This window comes from Bradyrhizobium sp. SZCCHNRI20481 (assembly GCF_032485055.1).
Taxonomy (GTDB): Bacteria; Pseudomonadota; Alphaproteobacteria; order Rhizobiales; family Xanthobacteraceae; genus Bradyrhizobium.
This window is the reverse complement of record NZ_JAUEUE010000005.1, coordinates 21,878-37,295: the sequence shown is the minus strand read 5'-3', so window position 1 is coordinate 37,295 and position 15,418 is coordinate 21,878. Positions and strand designations below refer to the sequence as shown.

The window sequence follows — 15,418 nt, the reverse complement described above, 5'->3', positions numbered from 1 at the left end:
CGTTTCTTGAACTGACTATTGCGCCGCCTGCACGCTGGCGCGGATGAAGCCGAGCACGGGCACGGCGCTGTCGCGGGTGAGATCGAGGTCGTAGGTGATGCGCGCGCCGAACCGCTCCGGCGCCTGCGGATCCTTGCGCGGCCGGTCGAGTGCGATCAGCCGCGTGGCGAGGCCGAACGCCTCCTTGATGTCGTGGGTGACCATCACGATGGTCATGTTGTGCTCGCGCCACAGCGGCTTGATCAGCGCATGCATCTGGGCGCGGGTGCCGGGATCGAGCGCGCCGAAGGGCTCATCGAGCAGCAGCACGCGCGGCTGCTTCGCCAGTGCCTGCGCGATCGCCAGGCGCTGCTGCATGCCGCCGGACAACGCGCTTGGATATTTGTCGCGATGCTCGGCCAGGCCGACGGCCTCGATCAGCGCGAGGCTCTTCTCCATCGCCTCCTTGCGCGCCGACCCGAACAGCCGCGCCGTGAACGGGCTCGCCGCGAGCTCATAGCCGAGCAGCACGTTGCCGAGCACGGTCAGATGCGGAAACACCGAGTAGCGCTGGAACACGATGCCGCGGTCCGGCCCCGGCTCGGCCGGGAAAGGCTGGCCGTCGAGCAGCACGGCGCCTTGCGTCGGCTTCTCCTGGCCGAGGATCAGACGCAGAAAGGTGCTCTTGCCCGCGCCGGAAGGACCGACGATCGACAGGAAGGTGCCGGAGGCGATCTCGAGGTTGATGCGTTCGAGCACGACCTGGTTGCCGTACTCGACCCAGACGTTGCGGAACGACAGCGTGCTCATCAGCGCGCTCCGCCGTCATATGCCCAGGGGAACGCGCGGCGGCCGATCCACACCAAGGCCAGGTCGAACAGATAGGCGAGCAGCGTGATCCAGACGACATAGGGCAGGATCACGTCCATCGACAGATAGCGCCTGACCAGGAAGATGCGGTAGCCGAGCCCGACGTCGGAGGCGATGGCCTCCGCCGAGATCAGGAACAGGAACGCCGGGCCGATCATCAGCCGCAGGCACTTGATCAGGCGCGGCATGATCTGCGGCAACACGACACGGATCGCGACCTGCCAGGTCGAGCCGCCGAGCGTTTGCGCCTTGATCAACTGCTCGCGCGGCATGGCCTGCACCTCGAGTGAGAGATCGCGCACCAGTGTCGGCGTGACGCCGATGACGATCAGCACCACCTTGGACAATTCGCCGAGACCGAACACGATGAACAGAACCGGCAGCACCGCCATCGGCGGGATCATCGACAGCACCGCGACCAGCGTGCCGAAGCCGGCGCCGGCCACCGGCAGCAATCCGATGGCGAGTCCGAGCACGAGACCGATTGCGGCGGAAATGCCGAGCCCGAGCGCGAGGCGCTGCAGGCTCGCCGCCGTGTCGGACCACAGCACGTAGTCGCCGGAGCGGCGATCAGGCTCGGTCGCGAGCCGCTTGGAGGTCGCGACCATCTCGGAGACCGGCGGCAGCAGCTTGTCGTCGGGATTGTCCGCGCGCCGCTGCGCCGATCCGACCACGTAGATCAGCGCGATCAGCAGGAACGGCAACAGGGCCAGCAACAGCCGGCTGCCCCGGTTCGGAACGACGTTCATGGCACGCGGCATCAGGAGCCTCCGTCATTCCTCTCCATGAACACGCAGCTCATGGCTATCTGCAACGCCGGCTTCGGAGCTGAACCCTCATGGTGAGGAGGCGCGTAGCGCCGTCTCGAACCATGAGGCCCGGAAAGGGGCCTCATCCTTCGAGACGCTTGCTATGCAAGCTCCTCAGGATGAGGGGTGACACTCGTTGCTGCGGGAGACGCTCAGAGCTTCCCCTCGGCGGCCATCTTCATGAAGCTCGGATCGAAGCGCAGCTTCACATTGCTGGCCGAGCCGAGCGACTTCGACGGCGTGGAAATGCCCACGGCGTCCTTCGACTTCACCTTCTCGCCAAGCAGATTGTGATCGAAGCAGAAGGTGCGCACGAGATCCATGATCTTCGGCAGCTCCGGTCCGGTCATGAAGGCGAGCGCGTCCTTCGGCTCATAGTACATGAACGTGGTCTTGAGCTGGGCCTCGAAACCGGCGAGATCGGTGCCCGACAGCTTGGCCATTGCCTCGCGCGCGGCCTTGCCCTTCTCGCTCTGGTCCTTCATCAGCGCGATGGTCTCGTACCAGATGCCGGTCAGCGCCTTGCCAAGCTCGGGATTGTCCTTGAGCGTCGCGCTGTTGACGACCAGGAGATCCTCGATCTCGCCGGGGATCTTGCTGGAGTCGAACACCAGCGTCGCGCCCGGCTCGGCCTTCACCTCCAGGAGTTGCGGATTCCAGGTCACGACCGCGGTGGTGTCGGGCGACTTCGCAGCGGCGACGATGTCGGCGTCGGAGGTGTTGACGGTCTTGATGTTCTTCTCGGACAGCTTCACGGTCTCGAGGCCGCGCGCCAGCAGATAGTGCGACACCGAGAGCTCGACGAGGTTGACCTTCTGGCCCTTGATGTCGGCCAGCGTCTTGCCCTTCTTCAGCACCACGCCGTCATTGCCGTTGGAGTAGTCGCCCATGATGATGGCGGACGTGTCGACGCCGCCGGCGGCCGGAATCGTCAGCGCATCCATGTTGGTGACGGTCACGCCGTCGAACTTGCCGGCCGTGTACTGGTTGATCGATTCGACGTAGTCGTTGATCTGCGTGACCTTGATCGAGATGCCGTATTTGTCGGCCCATTTCTTGACGATCCCGGACTCGGCGGCATAGGGCCAAGGCATCCAGCCGACATAGATCGTCCAGGCGATGTTGAATTCCTTCTTCTTCTCAGCTGACGCGGGCGACAGCGATGCGGTCGCCAGCGTCGATGCAGCGAGCAGTGCAACAAACAGATTTCGCGCTTTTCCCATGTCCAGTCCCTCATCGGTTTTCTGACCGCGGACTGGCAAAGACAACCTCGAGCCTGCCAAGCGCGGCCACTGAGGTCTCCCGGGTTTTTATCCCGCCGTGCACCAGGGCTCTCCCCTGGCGGCTGCTCTCGGACCAGCATTCTCCATGGAGAACCGGAACCCTAGCTGCCAACTCTGAGCAACAAGGAGAGCAATCCGCATGCCAGGAAAAATGCTTGCGATTCAACGGAACCGGCGGCACGCTGTGCTCAAAAATTCGGCACTCGGAATTCTTCTTGGGCGATGTGGCGCATCAGCCGACGTCGGCCATGCAACGACCGCATGAACCGTCCGGTGCGCGGGGGCGACATCATCAGGCAGGCACGTCAATCGCAGTCGCTTGGAGTCTCGTTGATATGATCAGGTCTTCCGGGATCGCATTGGCAACCATTCTGGCTCTCAGCCTCGCCGCCGATACAGCCTTCGCGCAGAGCGCGCCCGCTCCCGATACGCCGGTGCAACCTGCTCCCGCCGCGAGCCCCACCCCGACAGCCACTCCCGCACCAGCCGCCTCGACCGAAAAGCCCGGCGACGCCAAGCCGGCCAGCGAGGCGACCGCGCCGAAGAAGAAGCGGACGAGGACCAGCACGCGCAAGGAAGTCGAGGACTCCCTGCGCAGCGGCACCGTGCCGTCGCGCTATCGCAGCCGGGTGCCGAAGGAGTACCAGAAGTACATCCCGTTCCATCGCTGAGGTCTAGAGTGGCGGCGTCATTTTCACGATGATTCCGACGATCAGCATGAAGGCGAGACACAGCCCCGTCTCAAGGTCGGAATGAACAGACCAGAAGCCGCGCAGGCTGGCCACGGCTTTCTGTGGTGATTCGATTCGGATACGAGGTGCACGCATTTGTTCAACCTCTGATAAAAGGAAAAACAAACTACTACCCTGGAAAAATAATCCCGTCCAAGCCGCGCCTCAATGCGAAAAATCAGCGCATGTCGGGGCAACTGTCAAAATCTACGCCCCAACGCCCGACGCGATCTTGATTTGAGTCAATCCGCTTCCACGTCGGAATAGCCGGCAGCGCGCCGCCCTCAAATCCCCAGATAGCGGTGCTGCAGCTCGGGCTCGGCCATCAGTTGCTCCGACGTGCCGTGCCACACGGTGCGGCCACGCTCGATGATGTAGTGGCGGTCGCAGATGCGGGTCAGATGTCCGACATTCTTGTCGATCACCAGGATCGACTGCCCGCGCGATTTCAGCAGCGACAGGCAGTTCCAGATCTCCTCTCGGATCAACGGCGCCAGACCTTCGGTCGCCTCGTCGAGAATGAGGAGTTTCGGGTTGGTCATCAGGGCGCGGCCGATCGCCAGCATCTGCTGCTCGCCGCCGGAGAGCTGATTGCCCATGTTGCTGCCGCGCTCGGCCAGCCGCGGAAACAGCGCGTGGATCTTCTCGAGCGTCCAAGAATCGGCCGCGCCGAGCCGGTTGGTCGAGGCCGCCACGAGGTTTTCAGTGACCGTGAGGTTCGGGAAGATCTGCCGTCCCTCCGGCACCAGGCCGATGCCGAGTTGCGCGATCCTGTAGGATGGCAGCCGCCGCGTCTCCTGGCCGCTGAAGCGGATGGTCCCCGCGCGGGCCTGGGTGAGACCCATGATCGAGCGGATGGTGGTGGTCTTGCCCATGCCGTTGCGGCCCATCAGCGAGACCATCTCGCCGGGACGGATCGCCAACGACAGGCCGAACAAGACCTGGCTCAGGCCGTAACAGGTCTCGATGCCGTCGACCTCGAGCAGCATGGCGCTTGTCCCCAGATCAACCATGGCCGACCACCACATGCTGATCGCCGAGATAGGCGCGCTTGACCTCCTCGTTTTGCCGGATCTCGTCCGGCTTGCCTGACGCAATGATGCGGCCGTAGACGAGGACGGAGATGCGGTCGGCGAGCGCGAACACCGCTTCCATGTCATGCTCGACCAGCACGATCGACACTTCCTTGCGCAGCTCGTTCAGCAGCTTCACCATGCGCTGCGACTCGGTCACCCCCAGGCCGGCCATCGGCTCGTCGAGCAGCAGGAGCTGCGGCTTGGTCGCGAGCGCGACCGCGAGCTCCAGCTCGCGCTGCTCGCCATGGCTGAGCTTCGACACCAGCACGTCGGCGCGATGGCCGAGACCGACGCGCTCCAGCGCGGCGTGCGCGGCGGCGCGCAGCGGCTTGTCCTTGCGCGCGGCGGCGAAGAAACGGAACGAGTGCTTGCCGTCATGGGCTTGCGCCGCAAGCGCGACATTGTCGGCCGCGGTGAAGTCGGTCAGCAGCGAGGTGATCTGGAACGAACGCGCCAGCCCCAGCGCGCTGCGCTTATAGGCGGGGAAATGCGAGATGTCGCGGCCCCCCAAGAAAATGCGACCCGCATGCGGCGCCAGGTGGCCGGTGAGCTGGCTGATCAGCGTGGTCTTGCCGGCGCCGTTCGGCCCGATGATGGCGTGGATCTCGCCCTTGGCAACGTCGAGACAGACGTGATCAGTCGCGACGATGCCGCCGAAGCGGCGCACGAGATTGTCGACGCGAAGCAGAGGTTCAGCCACGGTTCAACCTCCCGAGCATGCCCATGATGCCGCCGCGGCCGAACAGCACGATCAGGAGCAGCAGCGGCCCCATGATCAGCGCCCAATATTCGGTGATCTGCGACAGCACCTCTTCCAGCACCAGGAACACCACCGAGCCGACGACTGGCCCCATCAGGGTGCCCATGCCGCCGAGGATGACCATCACCATGAGGTCGCCGGAGCGGGTCCAGTACATCACGGCAGGGCTGACGAAATCGGTGTTGTTGGCGAGCAGCGCGCCGGACAGCCCGCACAGCATGCCGGCGATGACGAAGCAGGCCAGCTTGTAGCGCTTCGACGGGAAGCCGATCGCCTGCATGCGCTGCTCGTTGGAACGCAGGCCCTGCAGCACGAGACCAAAGCGCGAATTGACGATGCGCCAGACCAGCACGACGACGGCGAGCAGGCAGAACAGGCAGAGATAATAGAACTGCACGCGGTTGCCGAGATTGATGAGGCCACCGAAATCGCTACGCTTGTAGACGGTGAGCCCGTCATCCCCGCCGTAACGGGCGAGGCCGGACGCGACGTAGTAGGCCATCTGCGCAAAGGCCAGCGTGATCATGATGAAATAGACGCCGCGGGTACGCAAGGAGAGCGCGCCGATGACCAGCGCATAGAGAACCGAAACCGCGATGGCGACCGCGAACTGTGCATAGCCGGAGCCGATGCCCTCCTGCGCCAGGATGCCGACGGCGTAGCCGCCGATGCCGAGATAGGCGGCATGGCCGAAGCTCATCATGCCGCCATAGCCCATGATCAGGTTGAGGCTGACGGCCGCCAGCGCCAGGATCACGATGCGGGTGAACAGCGTGAGGATGAAGATGTTGCCGGAGAGGTTCGAATAGACCGGCAGCAGCACCAGGCCGGCCACGACGATGATGGCCACGATGGTCGAAACGTTGAACGAGGATTTCATCTGCGGTTGGCCGGAAACAGACCTTCAGGCCGCGCCACCAGCACGATCGCCATCAGGAGATAGATCAGCATCGACGACATCGCCGGCGCCGCAGTGGAGGCCGCGGCCGAGTTCAGGACCTGGCGCAGCAGATTGGGCAGGAAGGCGCGGCCCATGGTATCGATCAGGCCGATCATGATCGCCGCGATGAAGGCGCCGCGGATCGAGCCGATGCCGCCGATCACGATCACCACGAAGGCGAGAATCAGGATGTTCTCGCCCATGCCGATCTGCACCGTGAGGATCGGCGCCTGCATGAGCCCGGCGAGGCCGGCGAGCGCGGCGCCGAGGCCGAACACCAACGTGTAGAGCAGCTTGATGTTGATGCCGAGCGCGCCGATCATCTCGCGGTTGGAGGCGCCTGCGCGGATCAGCATGCCGATCCGCGTCCTCATCACGCCGAGATAGAGCAGAAGCGCCACCAGCAACGCCACGACGATGATCGCAAGCCGATAGGCCGGATATTGGATGCCGGGCAGGATCGTGACCGGGAAGGCGAGCCAGGACGGCAGCGGCAGCGCCAGTCCCGCCGGGCCCCAGATCAGCCGGACGGCCTCGTTGAAGAACAGGATCAGGCCGAACGTCGCGAGCACGTGGTCGAGATGGTCGCGCCCATAGAGATGGCGTAGTGCCGTGAATTCGAGCACGATGCCGAGCAGAAGCGTGGCACCGAGCGCCATGACCGCGCCGAGCACGAAGCTGCCGGTCCAGGCCACGAAGGTCGCCGCGAAATAGGCGCCCATCATGTAGAGCGAGCCGTGGGCGAGGTTGACGAGGTCCATGATGCCGAACACCAGCGTCAGGCCGGCGGCCAGCAGGAACAGCAGCAGTCCGAACTGCAGCCCGTTCAGGAATTGTTCGACGACGAGAAGCATGCCCCTCACTTCACGCTCAAAAAGACGGCGGCAGAACCCGTTCCAGGCGCTGCCGCCATGTCCATCCCGATCTTAGGCCGGAGATGTTTTAAGCTTCAAGCAAATTCCAGGCCTGTTTCGTCCCCTGGCTCGGAATTCTTTCCGCTCACTTCATCGGGCACTTGTCGTGGAAGCGGTCCTGGTCGTTCTCGACGATGGTGGCGACCATCTTCAGCGACAGCTGGCCGTCGGCGTCCTTGACCACGTCCTGCAGGTAGAAGTTCTGGATCGGGATGTGGTTGTTGCCGAACTTGAAGGAGCCGCGCAGCGACTTGAAGTTGGCCTTCTCCATCTCGGCCTTCATCGCGTCCTTCTTGGACGTGTCGCCCTTGACCGCAACCACGGCGCTGTTGATCAGCTGCGCCGCATCATAGGCCTGGGCGCCGTAGTAGGTCGGACGCAGGCCGGTGTATTTCTTGCGGTAGTCAGCGACGAACTTCTTGTTCTGCTCGTTCGGCAGGTCGTTGACCCATTCCTGGGCGCCGGGCACGCCGATCGCATTGTCCTTCTGCAGCGGCAGCGACAATTCGTCGACGGTGAAGGCGGTGTAGAGCGGCATCTTCTCCTTGAGGCCGGCCTGCGAATATTGATTGAGGAATTGCACGCCGGCAGCGCCGGGATAGAACACGAAGATGGATTCGGCGCCCGAGGCGCGCGCCTTGGAGAGCTCGGCGGAAAAGTCGAGCTGGCTCGGCCACACCGTGTATTCCTCACCGACGACCTGGCCCTTGAAGGTGCTCTTCACGCCCGCCAGCATGTCCTTGCCGGCCGCATAGTTCGGGCCGATCAGAAACACCGACTTGACGCCCTTCTGGTTCATGTAGAGGCCCATCGCGGCGGGCGTCTGGTCGTTCTGCCAGGAGGTCGAGAACACGTAAGGCGAGCACAATTCACCGGCGAGCTGCGACGGGCCGGCATTGGCCGAGATCAGAAAGGTCTGGGAATCCACCGCGGTCTTCAGCGACGCCAGCAGCACGTTCGACCAGATGTAGCCGACGATGAAATCGACCTTGTCGGACTGCACCAGCTTCTCGGTCTTCTGCTTGCCGACGTCAGGCTTCTGCTGGTCGTCCTCGTAGATCACCTCGACCGGTTTGCCGTCGATCTTGCGGCCGAGATGGTCGAGCGCGAGCTCGAACGAATTTCGCATGTCGTTGCCGATCACGGCGGTCGGACCGCTGAACGTCGAGACGAAGCCGATCTTGATGGTGTCGCCGGCAAAGGCCGTGCTCGAAAACAGCAGTGCCGCGGCACCCGCCAGCCAGAACCTCTTCATGGTCTTCCCTCCCCTCAAGCAAATCGTTCTTATCGTTGTTTCGTCGCCGGCACGCAGCAGCACGACCAGCGGCGGCGTTTCGCCGCAGCATCCGTCGCGCGGTGCTCATCCTGCGGGTCATCGATCCATGCACCATAATTCCCGGAAATGGACAAAGGCAAGAACTATAGTGCCTGTTAAGGATACTGCAGCACAGCAGAACCGGCCGCGTCAGCCTGACACGGCCGGCTGCGATACTCTCGGTATCACTCGCAACGAGCGTCACTTCACCAGCGCGCAACCACCGTCCGCAATCGGCCGGAACGCCTGCTCGGCCGGAATCGTCGAGACCAGACGATAGTAGTCGTAAGGATATTTCGACTCCTCCGGCTTCTTGACCTCGAACAGATACATCGGGTGGATCACGCGGCCGTCGGCCCGGATCGTCACATCGCCGAACAGCTTGTCCTTGCCCTTCACCGTCTTCATCTGCGGCACGACGTCCTTGGCATCGTCACTGCCGGTGGCCGCAACCGCATTGAGATAGGCAAGCGTCGAGGCGTAGACGCCGGCCTGGTTGCCGCTCGGCATCTTGCCGTTCATGCCGGGGCGCGCCGCGAAGCGCCTGGCGAAGGCGCGGGTATCGTCGTCCATGTCCCAGTAGAAGGCTTCGAGCAGTTGCAGGCCCTGCGCCGCCTTCAAGCCCATGCCATGGATGTCATTGATGAACAGCAGGAACGCGACCAGCGACTGGCCGCCCTGCTGGATGCCGAACTCGGACGCCTGCTTGACCGCATTGATGGTGTCGCCGCCCGCATTCGCCAGCCCGATCACCTTGGCCTTCGAGCCCTGCGCCTGCAGCAGGAACGAGGCGAAGTCCGTCGTGCCGAGCGGATGCTTGGCCGAGCCGAGCACCTTGCCGCCGTGCTTCTCGATGTAGTTGGTGGCCTCCGCCTCGATGCCCTGGCCGAGCGCGTAGTTGACCGTGATGAAGTACCAGTCCTTGCCGCCGCGGCCCATCATCGCGGCTGCCGTGGTGTTGCCGGTCGCCCAGGCGTCGTTGACCCACTGAATGGTGTTGGGCGAGCACGCCTTGCCGGTAAGATCGGAGCTCGCGGTGGACGAGGCCAGGAACGTCATGCGGCTGTTGCGCAGCAGCTCGTTGACGGTGAGGCCGACCGCGGAGTTGGGCACGTCGACGACGGCGTCGACCTTGTCGACATCGAGCCATTTGCGCGTGATCGCCGAGCCGACATCGGCCTTGTTCTGGTGATCGGCATAGACGATCTCGACCTTGATGCCTTTACCGCCACCGTTGAAATCCTCCGCCGCCATGCGCGCGGCCTCGACCGAGCCCATGCCGTTGGTGTCCTGGAAGATGCCGGAAATATCGTTGAGCACGCCGACGCGTACGACATTGTCCGAGATCTCGCCGGCCCGCGCCGCGCCTGCAAGGCAGAATATTGCGACCAGCGCCAGCGCGCACGAATTCAGCTGCTTCATGATGTCCTTCCCCGTGTGTTGCTTGTTTGATTGTTGTCGTTGCGACTGGAGATCGTCTCCAGTTGCGAAATCAGCTCTGCCGATCCGGAATGCGCACCACCAGTCCGGCCAGCGCCGGCTGCACCTTGATCTGGCAGGACAGCCGGCTGTTCGGCCTTCGCTCGGCGGCGGTGCCGTCCAGCAGCGCATCCTCATCGTCGGACACGGGATCGAGCTTGCCGGTCCAGGCGTCGTCGACATAGACGTGGCAAGTGGCGCAGACAGCGTTGCCGGCGCATTCGGCGACGATGCCGTCGATGCCGTGGGTCAGCGCCGCCAGCATGACGCTGGCGCCGTCCTCGACCTCCACGCTTTCGCTGCGGTTGTCGGGATGAATGAAAGTGATCGTGGTCATGGGACAGCTCAGGCTGGAGTAAAGGTGACCGGCAGGCTCTCCAGCCCGCGCAGCGTGTTGTTGTAGCGGCGCTTCGGCTCGCCGCTCATCGTGATGCTCCCGACCTTGCGTGCGAGCGCCGTCAGCACCGCCTCGCCTTCGAGTCGCGCGACGAGCTGGCCGACGCACATGTGGATGCCCGAGCCGAAGCCGACATGGCCTGAGACTTTTCGGGTGACGTCGTAGGCGTCGGGCTGCTCCCAGCGGCGCGGGTCGCGATTGGCGCTACCTAAGAACATCAGCACCTTCTCGCCTTCGGGAATCGTGACGCCGCCGAGTTCGACGTCACGCGTGGTGGTGCGGAAGAAGGTCTGCACCGGGCTCTCGAAGCGGACGGCCTCCTCAAAGGCGTTGCGGGCGCGCGAGGGATCGGCGCGCAGTCGCGCCCATTGGTCGGGGAAGCGCGCGAGGCAATAGACGGCAGCACCGATGCCGTAGACGGTGGTGTCGAGCCCGGCCGACAGCAGCGAGCGCACCAGCAATGGCGCTTCGGCCGGCGTGATGTCGCCGCTATCGGTGAAGGCATGGATGCAGGAGCCGAAGCCGCCGGACGTGAGATTGTCGCGCTGGCACTGCTCCGTGACATAGGCCTGGTGCGGCGCCGAGCGCTCGATCGCCTGCTGGCGCAGCTCATTCGGCGGACCGAATGCGTTGAACACCAGGCTCGCATAGGGAATGAGATGCTCGCGCCCCTCCGGCTTCAGCCCGAGCGCATCGGGAAACACCGACAGCGGATAGGCCTCGGCGAGATCGGGGATCGCGTCGAACGAGCCCCGGCCTACGAGCTCGTCGACCTTGGCCTCGGCCGCGGCCATGAAGCCGTCGCGCAGCCGCTTCATGACAGCCGGCGACAGCACCTTGCTCAGCACGGCGCGGGTGCGCGTATGCGCCGGCGGATCCGCCTCGAGGATTAGGCTCGGCGGCCGCCACGGCTTCTCCTTGGCGAAGTCGCTCAAGCCCACGCCGCGGCTGGAGCAGAACGTCTGGGGATCGTTGAGAACGGCATAGACCTCGGCGTAGCGGGCGACGCCGTAGACGTTCCACGCGTCCAGATGGACGACGGGGCCGGCCTCGCGCATCTCCTGATGCGCGGGATAGGGATCGTCGAAGAATTCATACGAGAACGGGTCGATGGCGAGGTGCGGGATGGCCGGCGCCACACCGGCAGCAGGGGAAAGACCTGTTGGGTTCATGCGGAGCTCCCGAAGTTTGGCCTTGTCATGCGGCTTTTCGTATCCGTATGAGTGGCGATGCATGGACGTTGGGGATCATGAGCGAGAAATCCGGGACGCCGCGCAAGGCGCAGCCGCGCGAAGCTGAGGGGCAAGGCCTCACGCTCGATCTCGACCGCTATGTGCCGGCCTTCATCACCTTCATCGCCAACAAGCTGTCGAACAGCGCCACCGCGTTCTATCAGCGCAATTTCGGCGTCAACGTCACCGAATGGCGTATCATGTCGCTGCTGGCGATCGAGCCGGGCATCCCGGCCTCGCGCATCTGCAGCGTGATCGGCTTCGACAAGGGGCCGGTCAGCCGTACGCTGGCGCTGATGAAGGGCCGCGGCCTGATCGCGATCCGCAACGATCCGGAGGACGGCCGCAGCCATTCGATCTCGCTGACGGCCAAGGGCCGCGCGACGCACGACAAGGTCATCATCGCCGCGCTGGAACGCGAGCGGCGTCTGCTTGCCTGTCTCGACAAGGATGAGCGGGAAGTCCTGATCACGCTGCTGCGCCGAATCCACGACAATCTCGACGCCGTCACGGGCGCGAGCTGAGCCACTCAGGCAGGAGCCGCCGAACGGCTGACCCGTTCGCTGCGGCAATCTGTTGGCGCGCGCGCAAGCGGCCGCGCCTGCGGCGAGCAGGCTGCGCATGACGTTCCCGTCCCTTCTTCGAGACGCGGATCATCCCGCGCCTCCATTGCTGATCGGGTCGATCGTTCCACATATTAGTTGCTTTAGCAACGATATATTTTCGGCCGCATGAGATCCCGCAGCGGCGAAAGCGCCGTTGCACTCGGTCCTTCAAATTCTAGCTATCGGCGAAGGCGCGCGGCAATTTCGCCCTGATATGCCGTGTCGGCTGCGCTCCCGATTGCGGCGCGGCCTGCGGGGAGAGGCGGATGTTGGGGTTCATTTTCGGTTTCAATGCGCGTCTCGGCCGTCTGCAATATTTTCTCGCCTCGCTCGGTCTTGCGCTGGTTTCGGTGGTCCTGATCGTGGTTGTGGCCGTCGGTCTTGCCGCCCTCGCTCCGCAGACGTCGGAGCTGACGGTGAGCCTGCCGATCGTGGTGCTGATCGGCCTATGCCTGGTGGCGAACCTGATGCTGCAGGCGATGCGCTTTCGCGACATCGGCTGGGACCCGGTCTGTGTGATCCCGGCCTGGATCGCCGTCATGGTGCTGGACTACGTGATCGCCGGCCGGTTTCCCGAATACGCGGCGACATCATCGCACCACGGCACGTGGGTTGGCGCCCTGGTCAATCTCGGCCTGAGCGTTGCGCTGCTGTTCTTCCCCAGCGGGGCTGACGACGCGCCATCGTCGGGAGCTACCATGAGTCGCCCGCCGTCTGCATCGTTCCGAACAGCCCGTGGCGCCGGCTCGGCCACCGAGGCACGGCTCGCGCGCATCACGGGCGGGGAGGCCGAGCGGCGCGGGTACTAGGCGGCGGCGGCGCCCAGCCTGCTCACCAAATAGGCAAATCGCCTTCGGCAACCCCGTCCGAACGCCCGACGGCCTGCCGGACGGCGCACCAACCCACTGACTTTCAAGATTTTTCCGTATCAGGCCCGCATCCCCGCCATGTACACAATGGCACATGGCTTGCTACGTTCGCAGCCGGATTGGCGAAGCGGAGCGCAAGGGAATGGCAGGCCAGAGTTTGGGCTCGGACGAGACGCGGAGCGCCGCGTGACCGAGACCATTGCCGAGATCGTCGCCGCCCATCGCGCCGGCCTGACAACGCCAAGCGACACGATCGCGCGCTGCTACGCCCGGATTCGCGCGCACAACGACCCCGCCATCTTCATCAGCCTGCGCGGCGAGAAGGACGCGCTCGCGGAGGCCGAAACCCTCGCCGACAGGGACAGATCGTTGCCGCTCTACGGCGTGCCCGTTGCGGTGAAGGACAACATCGACGTGGCGGGCCTGCCGACCACCGCCGGCTGCCCGGCCTTCGCGTACACGCCATCTCGTGATTCCACCGCGGTGGCGCGGCTGCGCGCCGCCGGCGCGATCATCATCGGCAAGACCAATCTCGACCAGTTCGCCACCGGCCTCGTCGGCGTGCGCTCGCCCTATGGCATTCCGAAAAATCCGGTGCGCGCCGATCTCGTTCCGGGCGGATCGAGCTCGGGCTCGGCGGTCGCCGTCTCCGCGGGTCTCGTGCCGCTCGCGCTCGGGACGGATACTGCCGGCTCCGGCCGTGTGCCGGCGATGCTCAACAACATCGTCGGCCTGAAGCCGAGCCTCGGCATGATCTCGACCTCCGGCCTGGTGCCGGCCTGCCGCACGCTCGACTGCATTTCGGTGTTCTCGCTGACGGTCGACGACGCCGTCGCGGCGCTCTCGGTGCTGGCAGCGCCGGATCCGCTCGATCCATTCTCGCGCGACCGGCCGCTTGCGGCCGTGACGGCATTTCCCGAGGGCGTGAAGCTCGGCATTCCCCGCCCCGGGCAATTGATCTTCTTCGGCGACAAGGCAGCGGACGCCGCCTATGGCGCTGCGGCCGCGCGCTTCGTCAAGCTCGGCGCAGAGCTGGTCGAGTTCGACCTCGAGCCGTTTTACGAGACCGCGCGGCTGCTCTATGAAGGCCCCTGGGTCGCCGAGCGCTATCTCGTGATCCGCGATCTCCTCGCCTCCGATCCCGATGCCATCCATCCGGTCACGCGCGAGATCACCATCGGCGGCGCGCGCGGCAGCGCCGCTGATACCTTTGCTGCGCTGTACCGCCTGCAGGCGCTGCGCAAGGTGGCCGAGCACACCTTCGCCGATGTCGACGCGCTGGTGCTGCCGACGGCGCCGACCGCCTACACCACCGCGGACGTGCTCGCCAACCCGATCGAGCTCAACAGCCGGCTCGGCACCTACACCAACTTCGTCAACCTGCTCGATCTCTGCGGGCTTGCCGTGCCGGCTGCGATGCGCAGCGACGGCGTCCCGTTCGGCATCACCCTGCTTGCGCCAGCCGGCCGCGATGCGGCGCTCGCCAGTCTCGGGCGCGCCTTCCATGCCGACACGGCGCTGCCGGTCGGCGCCAAGCCGGTCCCGCTTCCGCCGCTCGCGCCCGTGTCTCCGGCACTGCATGGCGACGAGATCGCCGTCGTCGTCGTCGGCGCGCATCTCTCTGGCATGGCGCTCAATCACGAGCTGACCGCTCTCGGCGGCCGCCTGCTGGAAGCAACGACCACCGCGCCTGACTACAAGCTCTACGCGCTGTCGACCACGCCGCCCAAGCCCGGCATGCTGCGGATCGACGACGGCCAGGGTACTTCGATGGCGGTCGAGCTCTGGGCGCTGTCGGCGGCGAGCTTCGGCAAATTCGTCAACCTGATTCCGCCGCCGCTGTCGGTCGGCACCATCCGCTTGGCGGACGGCCGCACCGCCAAGGGCTTCCTCGTCGAGCCGGCCGCGCTCGATGGCGCCCGCGACATCTCGGAGTTCGGCGGCTGGCGAGCGTATATGGCGCAGAAGGGCTGATCTATTTCGCGCGTCATGATTGCGTGCGCTGCCGTAGGGTAGGCAAAGGCGCGCCCGTACTGTCCCAACGAGCGAGATCGCGGTTGCGCCGTGCCCACCGTTTCGCCGCGGAGTCCGTGGCCCGATGGTGGGCACGCTACCGCCTAACGGCGGCTGCTTTGCCCACCCTACCGCTCGAACGAAGA

15 protein-coding genes and 1 riboswitch are annotated in these 15,418 nt (G+C 64.8%); of the genes, 4 read left to right on the top strand and 11 right to left on the bottom strand.

Features of this window, described 5'->3' with window-relative positions; translation table 11 throughout:
* Positions 1–15: 15 nt before the first annotated feature.
* The 3 genes from QX132_RS09090 to QX132_RS09080 form a co-directional block, all read right to left on the bottom strand.
* The gene (locus QX132_RS09090; RefSeq protein ID WP_315813561.1) at positions 16–789 is read right to left on the bottom strand and encodes an ABC transporter ATP-binding protein; all 774 of its coding nucleotides are present in this window, start codon (positions 787–789) and stop codon (positions 16–18) included.
* On the bottom strand, positions 789–1,610 hold the full coding sequence (locus QX132_RS09085; protein ID WP_315773704.1) for an ABC transporter permease: 822 nt from the start codon (positions 1,608–1,610) through the stop codon (positions 789–791). Before QX132_RS09085 ends, QX132_RS09090 begins: the two co-directional genes overlap by 1 nt.
* 200 nt (positions 1,611–1,810) lie before the next feature.
* The gene (locus tag QX132_RS09080; protein WP_316160808.1) at positions 1,811–2,881 is read right to left on the bottom strand and encodes a putative urea ABC transporter substrate-binding protein; all 1,071 of its coding nucleotides are present in this window, start codon (positions 2,879–2,881) and stop codon (positions 1,811–1,813) included.
* Positions 2,882–2,955: 74 nt separating this feature from the next.
* Positions 2,956–3,057, bottom strand: a riboswitch (guanidine-I (ykkC/yxkD leader).
* A 219-nt stretch (positions 3,058–3,276) separates the two neighbouring features.
* Here QX132_RS09080 and QX132_RS09075 point away from each other — a divergent pair.
* Positions 3,277–3,612 (top strand): hypothetical protein, encoded by a 336-nt coding sequence (locus QX132_RS09075; protein WP_316160806.1) that lies wholly within the window; start codon positions 3,277–3,279, stop codon positions 3,610–3,612.
* Positions 3,613–3,956: 344 nt separating this feature from the next.
* Here QX132_RS09075 and QX132_RS09070 read toward each other — a convergent pair whose 3' ends face one another.
* The 8 genes from QX132_RS09070 to QX132_RS09035 all read right to left on the bottom strand — a co-directional run bounded on the left by QX132_RS09070 (position 3,957) and on the right by QX132_RS09035 (position 11,725).
* Positions 3,957–4,661: an ABC transporter ATP-binding protein gene (locus tag QX132_RS09070; protein WP_316161090.1), complete on the bottom strand. Its 705-nt coding sequence runs from the start codon at positions 4,659–4,661 to the stop codon at positions 3,957–3,959.
* Positions 4,662–4,677: 16 nt separating this feature from the next.
* Positions 4,678–5,448, bottom strand: a complete 771-nt coding sequence (locus QX132_RS09065) for an ABC transporter ATP-binding protein (protein ID WP_315740532.1) — start codon at positions 5,446–5,448, stop codon at positions 4,678–4,680.
* Complete coding sequence (locus tag QX132_RS09060; protein ID WP_316160804.1) at positions 5,441–6,388, bottom strand: branched-chain amino acid ABC transporter permease; 948 nt, start codon at positions 6,386–6,388, stop codon at positions 5,441–5,443. The genes QX132_RS09065 and QX132_RS09060 overlap by 8 nt, the downstream gene beginning before the upstream one ends.
* The gene (locus tag QX132_RS09055; RefSeq protein ID WP_315740534.1) at positions 6,385–7,302 is read right to left on the bottom strand and encodes a branched-chain amino acid ABC transporter permease; all 918 of its coding nucleotides are present in this window, start codon (positions 7,300–7,302) and stop codon (positions 6,385–6,387) included. The genes QX132_RS09060 and QX132_RS09055 overlap by 4 nt, the downstream gene beginning before the upstream one ends.
* A 145-nt stretch (positions 7,303–7,447) precedes the next feature.
* On the bottom strand, positions 7,448–8,617 hold the full coding sequence (locus tag QX132_RS09050) for an ABC transporter substrate-binding protein (protein WP_315740535.1): 1,170 nt from the start codon (positions 8,615–8,617) through the stop codon (positions 7,448–7,450).
* Between the two features lie 261 nt (positions 8,618–8,878).
* The gene (locus QX132_RS09045; protein WP_315813564.1) at positions 8,879–10,099 is read right to left on the bottom strand and encodes an ABC transporter substrate-binding protein; all 1,221 of its coding nucleotides are present in this window, start codon (positions 10,097–10,099) and stop codon (positions 8,879–8,881) included.
* Between the two features lie 70 nt (positions 10,100–10,169).
* Positions 10,170–10,493, bottom strand: a complete 324-nt coding sequence (locus QX132_RS09040; RefSeq protein WP_316160802.1) for a 2Fe-2S iron-sulfur cluster-binding protein — start codon at positions 10,491–10,493, stop codon at positions 10,170–10,172.
* An 8-nt stretch (positions 10,494–10,501) separates the two neighbouring features.
* Entirely contained in the window at positions 10,502–11,725 is a 1,224-nt protein-coding gene (locus QX132_RS09035) for a cytochrome P450 (RefSeq protein WP_316160801.1), read from the bottom strand.
* 77 nt (positions 11,726–11,802) lie between these two features.
* Between QX132_RS09035 and QX132_RS09030 the strand changes: the two genes are divergently transcribed.
* From QX132_RS09030 to atzF, 3 genes are all read left to right on the top strand, one after another.
* On the top strand, positions 11,803–12,309 hold the full coding sequence (locus QX132_RS09030; protein ID WP_315740539.1) for a MarR family winged helix-turn-helix transcriptional regulator: 507 nt from the start codon (positions 11,803–11,805) through the stop codon (positions 12,307–12,309).
* Positions 12,310–12,659: 350 nt separating this feature from the next.
* Positions 12,660–13,199 carry a DUF805 domain-containing protein gene (locus tag QX132_RS09025; RefSeq protein WP_410051316.1) on the top strand — a complete coding sequence of 180 codons (540 nt, stop codon included), beginning with the start codon at positions 12,660–12,662 and terminating at the stop codon, positions 13,197–13,199.
* Positions 13,200–13,445: 246 nt separating this feature from the next.
* Positions 13,446–15,233: an allophanate hydrolase gene (gene atzF, locus QX132_RS09020; RefSeq protein ID WP_315740541.1), complete on the top strand. Its 1,788-nt coding sequence runs from the start codon at positions 13,446–13,448 to the stop codon at positions 15,231–15,233.
* Positions 15,234–15,418: the final 185 nt, after the last annotated feature.